The 12,451-nt window shown below is 73.3% G+C and carries 9 protein-coding genes; 6 read left to right on the forward strand and 3 right to left on the reverse strand.

Annotation, left to right across the window (positions count from 1 at the left end; genetic code table 11):
* Positions 1-23: 23 nt before the first annotated feature.
* A complete protein-coding gene (locus ACGF4F_RS11685; RefSeq protein WP_393076958.1) occupies positions 24-1,163 on the reverse strand; it encodes a glutamate--cysteine ligase in 1,140 nt (379 codons plus the stop codon).
* Positions 1,164-1,453: 290 nt separating this feature from the next.
* On the opposite strand from ACGF4F_RS11685, the gene lysX reads away from it, so the two are divergent.
* The 5 genes from lysX to ACGF4F_RS11710 all read left to right on the forward strand — a co-directional run bounded on the left by lysX (position 1,454) and on the right by ACGF4F_RS11710 (position 9,322).
* On the forward strand, positions 1,454-4,789 hold the full coding sequence (gene lysX, locus ACGF4F_RS11690; RefSeq protein WP_357440033.1) for a bifunctional lysylphosphatidylglycerol synthetase/lysine--tRNA ligase LysX: 3,336 nt from the start codon (positions 1,454-1,456) through the stop codon (positions 4,787-4,789).
* Between the two features lie 149 nt (positions 4,790-4,938).
* Positions 4,939-5,229 carry a DUF6412 domain-containing protein gene (locus ACGF4F_RS11695; protein ID WP_357440035.1) on the forward strand — a complete coding sequence of 97 codons (291 nt, stop codon included), beginning with the start codon at positions 4,939-4,941 and terminating at the stop codon, positions 5,227-5,229.
* 126 nt (positions 5,230-5,355) lie between these two features.
* A complete protein-coding gene (locus ACGF4F_RS11700; protein WP_393076961.1) occupies positions 5,356-6,084 on the forward strand; it encodes a YidC/Oxa1 family membrane protein insertase in 729 nt (242 codons plus the stop codon).
* Positions 6,085-6,161: 77 nt separating this feature from the next.
* Positions 6,162-7,574 (forward strand): carbohydrate-binding protein, encoded by a 1,413-nt coding sequence (locus tag ACGF4F_RS11705; protein WP_357440041.1) that lies wholly within the window; start codon positions 6,162-6,164, stop codon positions 7,572-7,574.
* 188 nt (positions 7,575-7,762) lie between these two features.
* The gene (locus ACGF4F_RS11710) at positions 7,763-9,322 is read left to right on the forward strand and encodes a cellulose binding domain-containing protein (protein ID WP_357440042.1); all 1,560 of its coding nucleotides are present in this window, start codon (positions 7,763-7,765) and stop codon (positions 9,320-9,322) included.
* A 7-nt stretch (positions 9,323-9,329) separates the two neighbouring features.
* Here the strand turns inward: ACGF4F_RS11710 and ACGF4F_RS11715 are convergent, their stop codons facing one another.
* Positions 9,330-10,007 (reverse strand): DedA family protein, encoded by a 678-nt coding sequence (locus tag ACGF4F_RS11715; RefSeq protein ID WP_357440046.1) that lies wholly within the window; start codon positions 10,005-10,007, stop codon positions 9,330-9,332.
* Positions 10,008-10,102: 95 nt separating this feature from the next.
* Positions 10,103-10,702, reverse strand: coding sequence for a DUF1349 domain-containing protein (locus ACGF4F_RS11720; RefSeq protein ID WP_357440048.1), 600 nt, complete (start codon positions 10,700-10,702; stop codon positions 10,103-10,105).
* 77 nt (positions 10,703-10,779) lie between these two features.
* Here ACGF4F_RS11720 and ACGF4F_RS11725 point away from each other — a divergent pair, with 77 nt between their 5' ends.
* The gene (locus ACGF4F_RS11725; protein ID WP_357440050.1) at positions 10,780-12,432 is read left to right on the forward strand and encodes an alpha-amylase family protein; all 1,653 of its coding nucleotides are present in this window, start codon (positions 10,780-10,782) and stop codon (positions 12,430-12,432) included.
* The last annotated feature ends 19 nt before the right edge of the window (positions 12,433-12,451 follow it).

The raw sequence follows: 12,451 nt of genomic DNA on the forward strand, positions 1-12,451 counted from the left end.
GCGAAGATCCGGGGCGGGGCCGGTCAGCCCCGGGTCTGCCGGGCCACGTCCGCCACCACGTCGACCAACTGACCGGTACGCGCGAACACCGCCCGCTGCCGCGCCGCGCCGCTGCCGTGCCGGCGCAGTCCGCCCAGCAGTTCGGTCACCTGGTCGAGGTCCCCGTGCCGCGCCAGCTCCGGGCGGACCCGGTCGACGAGCCGGTCCAGCAGTTCCCAGGCCGGGCGCAGCTCGCCGTCGGTCAGGTCGACGCCGTCGCCCTCCAGCCCGTCGTGGGCCGCCCGCCAGTGCGCGGCGACCAGCAGGTGGTGGTCGGTGCGGATGGCCGGCCGTCCCTCGGCGACCGCCGCCAGCGCGGTCGCCACCAGGGCCCGCACCAGGGCGGCGACCAGCACCGCGTCGTCCACCGACGGGCAGACGTCGCCGATCCGCAGCTCCACCGTCGGATACTTCGCGGACAGCCGGGCGTACCAGTAGAGCATCCCCTCGTCCAGCATCACGCCACTGGCGATGAGCTGCCGGATCAGCCGCTCGTAGTGCTCGTGCGAGTCCAGGTAGGGCGTGGGCGCCACCGACGGCCAGCGTTCCCACTCGACCGAGCGCCAGCTCGCGTACCCGGTGTCCGCGCCCCTGGCGAACGGGGAGTTGGCGGTCACCGCGTGCAGGATCGGCAGCCAGGGGCGGACGCGGTTGAGCACCTGCACCCCGGCCTCCGGGTCGGGGATGCCGACGTGCACGTGCATGCCGTTGTTGCCGGGGCCGGGCACCAGCAGCTGGAACCGCTCGACCATCCGGTCGAAGCGGGGCTTGTCCACCACCGGCGGCACCGGCCCGTCCACCGGCCCGGTGCCGATGGCGAGCAGCCGTACGCCGGCCCGCTCGGCGGCGTCGGCCAGTTCGGCGCGGAGCATCCCGAGGGAGTGCCGGAGGGAGGACAGCTCCAGCCCGGGCGGGCTGCCGATCTCGATCTGGCTGGTCTGGAACTCCCGTTCCACCTGGCCGCGCAACTCCGGCGGCACCTGCTCCATCACCAGGTCGACGGCGGGCACGGCGGCGCCGGTGTGCGGGTCGACGAGCAGGAACTCCTCCTCGACGCCGACCGTCAGCAGGTCGGTCCCGCCCGCGGCGGTGCTCGGTTCCCGCTCCGCCACCGAACCACCCATCGCCACCACCGCCATCCGTCGGGCCGCGGCCTGGCGCCGCGCCGTCGACGCCCTGTTACCCAACGTGTCGGCGGCCGGAAACGCACCCTCCGGCGTGTCGCGGGGTGCGCGCCGGAGGGTGCGACCGATTTCCCGGAAAGCATGGCCTCGGCCGGCGGAATGGGCAGTCTTTCCGGGAATCTGCGCGCATCCCCGGCCCGGCTGGCCGACGTGGACGGGGCGGGGGAACGGGTTCGGGGGCCTACGATGAGGCCGCTCGACGCCCATCGCCGGCAGCGAGGGAGGCCACGTTGACCCCGAGCACCACGTCGCGGACGGTGACCGACGCCCGGCGCGCCGGCCGGGACTGGCGCGGCCAGGTGCCGCGGGGCTTCGCCACCCTGCTCTGGGTGGTCGCGGTGGTCTGCGCGCTCGCTGCGGTGAGCAGTGCCTTCCGCACCGGCATCCAGCCGGTCCGCACCGCGATCGACGCCCTGCTGGTGCCCGCGCCGGCCAACCTGGCGTACGCCGTCTTCCTCGGCACCCTGGCCTCCGCGGTGCTGCGCCGCAAGCGGCTCGCGTACTGGGTGCTGGTCGCGTACTTCAGCCTCACCCTGACGTTCAGCCTGGTGGCCGGGGGGCTGCTGCTGACCGTGGGCAGCAACGACCTCACCAACGACGCGGGTGAGCGGATCTTCGGCACCCTGGAGACGGTCGGGGTGTGGGTCGGCCTGGCCTTCGCCGCCAGCGCGCTCGCCCTGCTGCTCGCCGCCCGGCGGGAGTTCTACGCCAAGGTGCGCAGCGGCAGCGTCTGGCGGGCCCTCGGCGTCCTCCTCGGCCTGGCGGCGGTCTCCGTCGGGCTCGGCTACCTGCTGCTCCTGCTCGAGCCGGGCAGCCTGCACACCTGGTCGGACCGGCTCGGGTACGCGGTCGAGAAGGTCTTCGGTGGCGCGGTCATGGTCGACGTGACCCGGAAGGGCCAGGCCCCCGGCTGGGTCAACCTGCTGCTCGGCGGGTTCGGCGCGATCTCCTTCGTCTCCGGCCTGTTCACCCTGGTCCGCTCCCAGCGGGCGAACGCGGTGCTGCACCCCGGCGAGGAGGAGCGGATCCGCGAGCTGCTCGCCCGGTACGGCGAGCGGGACTCGCTCGGCTACTTCGCCACCCGGCGGGACAAGGCGGCGCTCTTCTCGCCCAGCGGCAAGGCGGCGATCACCTACCGGGTGGTCAACGGGGTCAGCCTGGCCAGCGCGGACCCGATCGGCGATCCGGAGGCGTGGGGCCCGGTCATCGAGGCGTGGCTCGGCCAGGCCCGCGAGTACGCCTGGACCCCGGCGGTGATCGGCGCCAGCGAGGCCGGGGCACGGGCGTACCAGCGGCACGGCCTCAAGGTGCTGCAGCTCGGCGACGAGGCGATCCTGCTGACCCGCGAGTTCGACCTCAACGGGCGCGACATGCGCCCGGTGCGCCAGGCGGTGCACCGGGTGGAGCGGGCCGGCTACACCGCCCAGGTACGCCGGCACGCGGAGATCCCTCCAGAGGAGCTGGCCCGGCTGGCGCGCCTGGCCACCACCTGGCGGGACACCGAGCACGAGCGGGGCTTCTCGATGGCGCTGGGCCGGCTCGGCGACCCGGCGGACGGCGACTCCGTGCTGGCCGAGGCCCGGGACGGCAGCGGCCGGGTGCGGGCGCTGCTGTCGCTGAGCCCGTGGGGCGCGCACGGGCTGTCGCTGGACCTGATGCGCCGGGACCGCACCGCCGAGAACGGGGTCATCGAGTTCATGGTGGCCGCGCTGCTGGAGGCGGGCCCGCGCCTCGGCGTCGAGCGGGTGTCGCTGAACTTCGCGGCGTTCCGGTCGGCGTTCGAGCAGGGCGCGCGGATCGGCGCCGGCCCGATCATCCAGCTCTGGCGGCGTACGTTGCTCTTCTTCTCCCGCTGGTGGCAGCTGGAGTCGCTCTACCTGTCGAACGCCAAGTACCAGCCGCACTGGACGCCCCGCTACCTCTGCTTCGGGGAGCGCCGGGAACTGGCCCGGGTGGGTCTCGCCGCGGTGGCCGCCGAGGGCTTCCTCGCCCTCCCCGGCGGGCGGCCCACCCCGCTGTACGGGGTGCCGCCGGCCGGGGGCGCCGTCCGCTTCGTGCCGCCGGCCGCCGCGACGGTCCGGGCCGTCCCGCCGGAGCCGGCCCCGGTGCAGCAGCCGGAGCAGGTCCGGGTACGCGTGGCCAAGCTCGACCGGCTGCGTGCCGAGGGGATCGACCCGTACCCGGTGGGCTATCCCCGCACGGTGAGCTGCGCGGCGGTGCGGGAGCGGCACGCCGGGCTGGCGCCGGACACCGGGACCGGGGAGACCGTGGCGGTGGCCGGCCGGGTGATGCTGGTCCGCGACCATGGCGGGGTGCTCTTCGCCACGGTCCGGGACGGCAGCGGCGACCTCCAGCTCATGCTCGAGCACGACCTGGACCCGTGGCGGAACACCGTCGACATCGGCGACCACGTCGGGGCCACCGGCGAGGTGTACGCCACCCGGCACGGCGAGGTGTCGGTGCGGGTCGCCGACTGGCGGCTCACCGCCAAGTGCCTGCGGCCGCTGCCGGACAAGCACCACGGGCTGGCCGACCCGGAGGCCCGGGTCCGGCAGCGCTACCTCGACCTCGCCATCAACCCCGACGCGCGGGACCTGCTGCGGGCCCGCGGCACCACCCTGCACGCCCTGCGTTCCACGCTGGCCGGGCGGGGCTTCCTGGAGGTGGAGACGCCGATCCTCCAGCGGGTGCACGGCGGGGCCAACGCCCGCCCGTTCGTCACTCACAGCAACGCGTACGACCTGCGGCTGAGCCTGCGGATCGCGCCCGAGCTGTACCTGAAGCGGCTGGCCGTGGGCGGCGTCGAGCGGGTGTACGAGCTGGGCCGGGCGTTCCGCAACGAGGGCGTCGACCACAGCCACAACCCGGAGTTCACCGTGCTGGAGGCGTATCAGGCGTACGCCGACTATCACGTGATGCGGGAGCTGGCCCGGGAGCTGATCGTGGCGGCGGCGGTGGCGGTGCACGGCACGCCGGTGGTCCGCCCGCCCGGCAGCGGCGAACCGGTGGACATCGGCGGCGAGTGGCCGGTGCGGACGGTCAACGAGGCGATCTCCGCCGCGCTGGGCGAGGAGGTCACCGCCGACACCGACCTGGCCGGCCTGCGCAAGCTCTGCGACTCCGCCGGGGTGTCGTACGACCCGCGCTGGGGGCGCGGCGCGGTGCTGCTGGAGCTCTACGAGCGGCTGGTCGAGGCGCGTACCGAGCGGCCCACGTTCTACCTGGACTTCCCGACCGAGGTGTCCCCGCTGACCCGGCAGCACCGGCACGACCCGCGGCTGGCCGAGCGGTGGGACCTGGTGGCGTTCGGGCTGGAGCTGGGCACGGCGTACACCGAGCTGGTGGACCCGACCGAGCAGCGCCGCCGGCTCACCGAGCAGTCGCTGAAGGCGGCGGGCGGCGACCCGGAGGCGATGGAGCTGGACGAGGACTTCCTCACCGCGCTGGAGTACGCCATGCCGCCCACCGGCGGCCTCGGCCTCGGCGTGGACCGGCTGGTCATGCTGCTGACCGGCCGCTCCATCCGGGAGACCCTCCCGTTCCCCCTGGTCCGCGAATCCTCCTGACCCGCCGGGGCCGGATGCCGCCATTTCGCCGACCTGGTGGGGTCGGGCCGGTGGGATGCCGCCATTTCGCCGACCTGGTGGGGCGTGGGTCGCGCCGGGTGGCCGGCGACACGGCCGGGGGCGTGACACCGGGTTCTAGGGTGGTCGGCGTGCCGGGGATTCTGGTGGCGGTGACGGGGGCGTGGGCGTACGCGCTCGCCCAGCTCACCGTGCTCGCGGACCGGCCGGCGGCACTGCTCGCCGGTGCGGCGGTGGCCGCCGCGCTGCTGCTGGCCGTCCTGCTCGCCGCCCGGGTCGGGGTGCTGCCCGAGCCCGGCGCACGGCACGCCACCGCCCTGCGGGCCCGCGCCCGGCACCGCCGGGTGCCTCGCCAGGTCGACCCGGACGCTCCCGGGCGGCCCCGCCCCCGAGCGCCCGGCCTGCGCCCCTCGGCCGCGTAGCGCGTCACCGCGTCGGGACACCGGCGCGGGCCACGAAATCCGTCACGCGGCCGGTTCCGTCGTCATCCGTCCCGCCGGGACGCGTCGTCCCGTCGGGGCATCCGGAATCGGACCGAGGGGTTCCCCATGCTCGCCTTCGCACCACTGCACACCGCGGCGTCCGCCGCCGCCACCGTCGTCACCTGGCTCGCCGACACGCTGGTCCCGCTGACCGGCGGGGCCGCCACGGCCGCCGCGATCGTCCTGTTCACCATCGGGGTCCGGCTGTTGATCTCGCCGCTCACCGTGGCACAGGTCCGCGGGGAGCGGCGCCGCGCGGCGCTCGCCCCCGAGGTCCGCGACCTCCAGCGGCGGTACGCCGACGACCCCGCCCGCCTGCAGAGCGAACTCTTCGCGCTCTACCGGCGGGCCGGGGCCAGCCCCGTCGCGGGCTGCCTCCCGGCGCTGTTGCAGGCGCCGTTCTTCCTGGTGATGTACCGCCTCTTCGCCACCGGCGACGGCAGCACCACGTTGCTCCACGAGCGACTGGCCGGCGTACCCCTGGGCTGGCACCTCGGGGACGGGCTCTCCGCTCCGGTGGTGGCGGTCTTCGGGGTGCTGCTGGCGGCGCTGCTCGCGCTGGCCTGGTGGTCCTCGCGGCGGGCCCGGCGGGCGGCCACGGTCGCCGGTACGCCAACCGAGGGGCCCGGCGCCGTGCTGGGTCGGCTGCTGCCGTTGTTGCCCTACACGACGGTGCTGGTGGCGCTGGTGGTGCCGTTGGCTGCGGTGCTCTACCTGGTCACCACCACCGGCTGGACCGCGCTGGAGCAGGCGGTGCTGCGCCGGCCGCAGCCGGCAGGCATCGACGTGCATTGACAAATGCGGGGACGGGCGCGTAGAAATCGCACTCAGAGAGCGCTCTCTGGCACCCGTCCCCGCAGAGAGGCACCCCGATGAACCCAGTCCCGGCGGCGTCCGCCGCCCCCTCCGCCGTGCGCCCGTCGCGCCGACGGCTCGCCCTGGCGGCCGTGCTCGCCACCACCACCGCGCTGGCCACCGTCTCGCTGACCGCCCAGGCCGCCGTCCCGCCGCCCCCGTCCGGCTGGAGCCTGGTGTGGAGCGACGACTTCACCGGTGCGGCCGGCACCCTGCCCTCGTCCGCCAACTGGATCATCGACACCGGCACCAGCTACCCCGGCGGTCCGGCCAACTGGGGCACCGGCGAGATCCAGACCTACACCTCGAACACCGCCAACCTCAGCCAGGATGGCGCCGGCAACCTGCGGATCACCCCGCTCCGGGACGGCGCCGGCCGGTGGACCTCGGCCCGGATCGAGACGGTCCGGACCAACTTCAAGCCGCCGGCCGGGGGAGTCCTCGCCCTGGAGGGGCGGATCCAGATGCCGAACGTCACCGGCGCGGAGGCGGCCGGCTACTGGCCCGCGTTCTGGGCCCTCGGCTCGCCGTACCGGGGCAACTACCAGAACTGGCCGGGTGTCGGCGAGTTCGACGTGATGGAGAACGTCAACGGGATTAACTCGGTCTGGGGGGTGCTGCACTGCGGCGTCGCCCCCGGCGGGCCGTGCAACGAGTTCAACGGCATCGGCGGCTCCCGGGCCTGCCCGGGCAGCACCTGCCAGTCGGCGTTCCACACGTACCGCTTCGAGTGGGACGCCTCGGTCAGCCCCCAGCAGCTCCGCTGGTACGTCGACGGCCAGCTCTTCCACACCGTCACCCAGACCCAGGTCGGCGAACCGTACTGGGGGCAGATGACCAATCACGGCGGCTACTTCCTGCTGCTGAACGTGGCGATGGGGGGCGGCTTCCCGAACGGGGTGGCGGGCTACGCCACGCCCACCTCGGCCACCGTCTCCGGCCGGCCGATGCTGGTCGACTACGTGGCCGTCTACACCCGGGGCGGTGGCAACCCGCCACCGACCACCCCGCCGCCGGGCGGCACGGTGGACGCGTACTCGACCATCCAGGCCGAGGCCTTCAACGCCCAGAACGGGGTGCAGGTGGAGGCGTGCGCCGAGGGTGGCCAGGACATCGGCTGGCTGAGCAACGGTGACTGGGCCCGCTACGACAACGTGGACTTCGGCGCCACGCCGCCGCGGGACTTCGTGGCCCGGATCGCCTCCGGCGCGCCGGCCGGGGTCAGCGGACTCGTCGAGGTCCGGGTGGACAGCCCGACCAGCGCGCCGATCGGCAGCTTCGCGGTCGCCAACACCGGCGGCTGGCAGAGCTGGCGCTCGGTGCCGGGCAACGTCGGCCCGGTGACCGGCCGGCACACCGTCTACCTGACGTTCAGCAGCGGCCAGCCCGCCGACTTCGTCAACGTCAACTGGTTCACCTTCCGTCGCTGACCGGAAGCAGGGGCCCCGTCCGCACGCCGCACGCGTCGGAGGGGGCCCCTCCCGACGTCCCGGATTTCCTCTGGACAGAAACAGTTAACAGTCTTAATAATGGGCGCAGACGTCGACGGTCATGGATACCCTCCACGCCGGTCCGCGCAGGCCGGCACCCTCCACCACAACGGTCCCTGGAGGACGCCGTGAGACTCCGTTCCGCCCGGGTGGCGACGTTCGCCGCCGCGCTCGCCGCCGCTCTGGTAGCGGCCACCGTCGTGGCCGCGCCACCCGCCTCCGCCGCCACCGCCGCCTTCGTCCGCGTCACCAGCTGGGGCAGCGGGTACGAGGCGAAGTTCACCGTCAAGAACGACAGTTCGGCCAGCATCTCCTCGTGGAACGTCCAGTTCGACCTGCCCGCCGGCAGCACCGTCGGCGCGTTCTGGGACGCCCTGATGACCACCTCCGGCCAGCACGTCACCGCCGTCAACCAGTCCTGGAACGGCACCCTCGCCCCGGGGGCCAGCACCACCTTCGGCTTCAACGTCAACGGCAACGGTGACCCGACCAACTGCACCGTCAACGGCGGTCCGTGCACCGGTGGCGGCGGCAACCCGGGAGCCCCGGCCACACCGGGCGGCCTGCGGGTCACCGGCACCACCAACACGTCGGTCTCGCTGGCCTGGAACGCGGTCTCCGGCACGGTCACCGGCTACCGGGTGTACGAGGGCACCAGCGTGAAGGCCACCGTCACCGGCACCTCGGCCACCGTCTCCGGCCTGGCCGCCTGCTCGGCGCACAGCTACACGGTGACCGCCTACAACGCCAACGGGGAGTCGGCGAAGTCGGCGGCCGTGTCGGCCAGCACCACCGGCTGCACCGGCGGGGGCGGCGCGATGGCCGCCGCGCCCTACCTCTACCCGGGCTGGGGTGACCCGCCCGCCCCGTCGACGGTGATGGGCGCGACCGGGATCAAGTGGTTCACCATCGCGTTCGTGCTCTCCGGCGGCGGCTGCACACCGGCCTGGGACGGCAACGGCCCGCTCACCGGCGGCACGCACGCCAGCACCATCGCCGCGATCCGGGCGGCCGGCGGTGACGTCATCCCGTCCTTCGGCGGGTGGAGCGGCAACAAGCTCGGCCCGAACTGCTCCTCGGCCAGCGCGCTGGCCGGCGCCTACCAGCAGGTGATCAACGCGTACGGGCTGAAGGCGATCGACATCGACATCGAGAACAGCGACGAGTTCGAGAACGAGGTGGTGCAGGACCGGATCCTCGGCGCGCTGAAGATCGTCAAGCAGAACAACCCCGGCATCAAGACGATCGTCACCTTTGGCACCACCACCTCCGGGCCGTCCTGGTGGGGCACCCGCCTGATCAACCAGGCCGCCGCGCTCGGTGCCAACATCGACACCTTCACGATCATGCCGTTCGACTTCGGCGGCGGGGCGAACATGTACCAGAACACGGTCAACGCGGCCGAGGGGCTGAAGAACGCGCTGAAGACGGCGTTCGGTTGGTCCGACGCCACCGCGTACGCCCACATGGGCATCTCCGGCATGAACGGCCTCTCCGACCAGCAGGAGCTGACCTCCCCGGCCACCTGGACCCAGATCCGGGACTGGGCCAAGGCCCGCGGGCTGTCCCGGTTCACCTTCTGGTCGGTGAACCGGGACCGGGCCTGCCCGGGCGGCGGCGTGGTCTCCAACTGCTCCGGCATCGCCCAGAACACCTGGGAGTTCACCTCGATCACCGCGAGGTACTGAGCCGCGGTCAGCGGCCGGCGGTCACCGACTGCCGGCCGCGCCGCGCGCGGCGGCGGCGACGACGGATCCGCTTCGTCGCCCAGCTCGCGATCATGATGCCGAAGACCGCGAAGATCGCGTAGTTGAACCAGCTGCTGTACCGGTCGACCTGCTGCCAGCGGGAGCCGAGGGCGAAGCCGAGCCCGACGATCAAGGCGTTCCACACCCCGCTGCCCAGCGTGGTGAGCAGCAGGAACTCGCCCAGGGGCAGCCGGTTGGCCCCGGCCGGGACGGACACCAGGCTGCGCACCACCGGCACCAGCCGGCCGACCAGCACCGCCCACCTGCCGTACCGCTCGAACCAGCGGTCGGCCTTCTCCAGGTCGTCCCGGTCCACCAGCGGGACGTGGTCCAGCCAGCGCTTCAGCCGTTCCTCGCCGAGCGCCGCGCCGAGCCAGTACAGCAGCACCGCGCCGAGCAGCGACCCGGCGGTCGCGGCGAGCACGATCAGCACCACGTTGAACCGGCCCTCGGCGCAGAGGTAACCGGCCATCGCCAGCACGATCTCGCTCGGGATCGGCGGGACGACGTTCTCCAGGGCGACCAGCAGCGCCACCCCCAGCGCGCCCATCGAGTCGAGCACGCCCGCCACCCACCCGGTCAGCCCGGTGAACTGGTTCGGGTCGACGTTCCGGGCGAGAGCCATCGCCGTCCTTTCGCCGGGTGCCGGGGGATCCGAGGTTGGTACCCCGGCGGCCGTCCGTCACACCTGCCGGTGACCTGCCCCACCGGCGGCCGGGCTCAGCCCTCCGGGTGCAGGGCGGCGTCCGCCGGGCCCCGCCGCCATCCGGTGAAGCGGACCACCAGGCCGCCCCGGCTCGGCGAGCAGCAGTACGGCCCGGCCGACGCCTCGGCCACCGGGTCCAGCGGGGCCACCCGGACCAGCCGCCACGGCTCCCGCGCCACCCGGGCCCGTACGGTCAGCGCGTCCCCGGCCCGGCTGACCCGGACCGTCACCTCCCGCCCCGACCACTCCGGCACCGGGGCGACGGACCAGTCCGACCGCTCGTCGGTGACCACCGCGCCGACCTGCGGCTGGCCGTCGCTGACCTCCACTCCCGCCTTGGCCCACCGCCGCTCGTCCACCCGGACCAGCACCCCCGCCTGGTCGAACTGCGCGGCGTAGTCGAGCCGGAAGCTCACCTCCACCGCACTGTCCACCGGGAACGGTGCGAGCAGCGCCGGGCCGTCGTCGTGCACGAATCCGTAGCTGGTCCGCCGCCAGAAGTCGCTGCCCGCGCGCGGCTCGACCAGCAGCCCGTCGGCCGACTCCGCGGCCCGGACGGGCGGGTTCAGCCAGGTGCCGGCGGACCAGTCGACGGGGTGGGTGTCGGCGCTCATGCCGGCACCGTACCGGCGGGGCGAGCCCGGCGGGACCCGGGTTTGCCGGACCGGCGGAGCGGAGAAGTAAGCCGGGCATGGGCGACAGGTGGTATCAGGAGGCGGTCGTCTACTGCCTCGACATCGACACGTTCGCGGACTCCAACGGTGACGGGGTGGGCGACATCCGGGGCCTCCTCGGCCGCCTGGACTACCTGGCCCGGCTCGGCGTGACCTGCCTCTGGCTGCACCCGATCCACCCGTCCCCGCGTCGGGACGGCGGCTACGACGTCACCGACTTCTACAACGTGGACCCGGGCCTGGGCACCCTGGGCGACTTCGCCGAACTGCTGCACCAGGCGCAGAACCGGGGCATCCAGGTGATCATCGACCTGGTGGTCAACCACACCTCGGACGAGCATCCCTGGTTCCAGTCCGCCCGCTCGTCGCCCGACTCGCCGTACCGGGACTGGTACGTCTGGTCGGACAAGGAGCCGCCGGACCGCTACCAGGGCATGGTCTTCCCGGGTGAGCAGAACGAGACGTGGAGCTACGACCGGACCGCCAAGGCCTGGTACTACCACCGGTTCTACAAGTTCCAGCCGGACCTCAACATCGCCAACCCGGAGGTCCGCGCCGAGATCAAGAAGATCGTGTCGTTCTGGCTCCAGCTCGGCGTCTCCGGATTCCGGATGGACGCCGTCCCGTTCATCATCGAGCTGACCGAGCCGGGCAACCCGGACTCGCCCAAGGACATGGACTTCCTCACCGAGCTGCGCCAGCACGTGCAGTGGCGGCGGGGCGACGCGATCCTGCTGGCCGAGGCGAACGTCGAACCCGACCAGCTGCCGACGTACTTCGGGGACAGCGGCGGCTCGGCCAACCGGATCCACATGCTCTTCGACTTCATGCTCAACGGTCGGCTGATGCTCGCCCTGGCCCGGCAGGACCCGGAGCCGGTGATCGAGGCGCTGCGGGACACCCCGGCCCTGCCCGAGGGCGGGCAGTGGGCGACCTTCCTGCGCAACCACGACGAGATCGACCTGTCCCGACTCACCGCCGAGCAGCGCAACCAGGTGTACGAGCAGTTCGGCCCCGACGAGGACATGCGCCTCTACGGCCGGGGTATCCGCCGCCGCCTCGCCCCGATGCTCGGCAACGACCGCCGGCGCATCGAGTTGGCGTACGCGCTCCAGTTCTCGCTGCGCGGCACGCCGGTGCTGCGCTACGGCGAGGAGATCGGCATGGGCGAGGACCTGTCGCTGCCCGGCCGGGAGGCGATCCGTACCCCGATGCAGTGGTCGTACAAGGAGAACGCCGGCTTCTCCACGGCCGACCCGGAGAAGCTGGTCCGCCCGGTGGTCGACAAGGGCGAGTACGGCTACCAGAAGGTCAACGTGACCGCCCAGCGCAGGGACCCGAGGTCGCTGCTGGGCTGGTTCGAGCGGATGATCCGCACCCTCCGGGAGGCTCCCGAGATCGGCTCGGGCAGCACCACCCACATCGACGTGCCGATGCCACCCGGGGTGCTCGCGCACCGCGCCGACGGTTCGACTGGGACCATGGTGTTCCTGCACAACCTCGGCACCGAGGACGTCGAGGTCGACCTGAGCATGCTCGCCCCCGAGGCGGACCTGCCGATCGACGTGCTCGCCGACCGCAACTACGAGGAGGTCGGCAAGCTGGACCGGCTCAAGCTCGCCGGCTACGGCTACCGGTGGATCCGGATCTGCCGCGGCAGGGGCCTGTGACGGCCGGACCGGCGCCGCA

The sequence above is a fragment of the Micromonospora sp. NPDC047740 genome (genome assembly GCF_043204735.1).
Taxonomy (GTDB): domain Bacteria; phylum Actinomycetota; class Actinomycetes; order Mycobacteriales; family Micromonosporaceae; genus Micromonospora.

Bases quoted from the DNA above. Each gene is read 5' to 3' on its own strand.
- ACGF4F_RS11715 (WP_357440046.1), bottom strand. From the start codon at position 10,007: ATGGCTCTCGCCCGGAACGTCGACCCGAACCAGTTCACCGGGCTGACC.
- ACGF4F_RS11720 (WP_357440048.1), bottom strand. From the start codon at position 10,702: ATGAGCGCCGACACCCACCCCGTCGACTGGTCCGCCGGCACCTGGCTG.
- ACGF4F_RS11705 (WP_357440041.1), top strand. From the start codon at position 6,162: ATGAACCCAGTCCCGGCGGCGTCCGCCGCCCCCTCCGCCGTGCGCCCG.
- ACGF4F_RS11700 (WP_393076961.1), top strand. From the start codon at position 5,356: ATGCTCGCCTTCGCACCACTGCACACCGCGGCGTCCGCCGCCGCCACC.
- ACGF4F_RS11725 (WP_357440050.1), top strand. From the start codon at position 10,780: ATGGGCGACAGGTGGTATCAGGAGGCGGTCGTCTACTGCCTCGACATC.
- ACGF4F_RS11685 (WP_393076958.1), bottom strand. From the start codon at position 1,163: ATGGGTGGTTCGGTGGCGGAGCGGGAACCGAGCACCGCCGCGGGCGGG.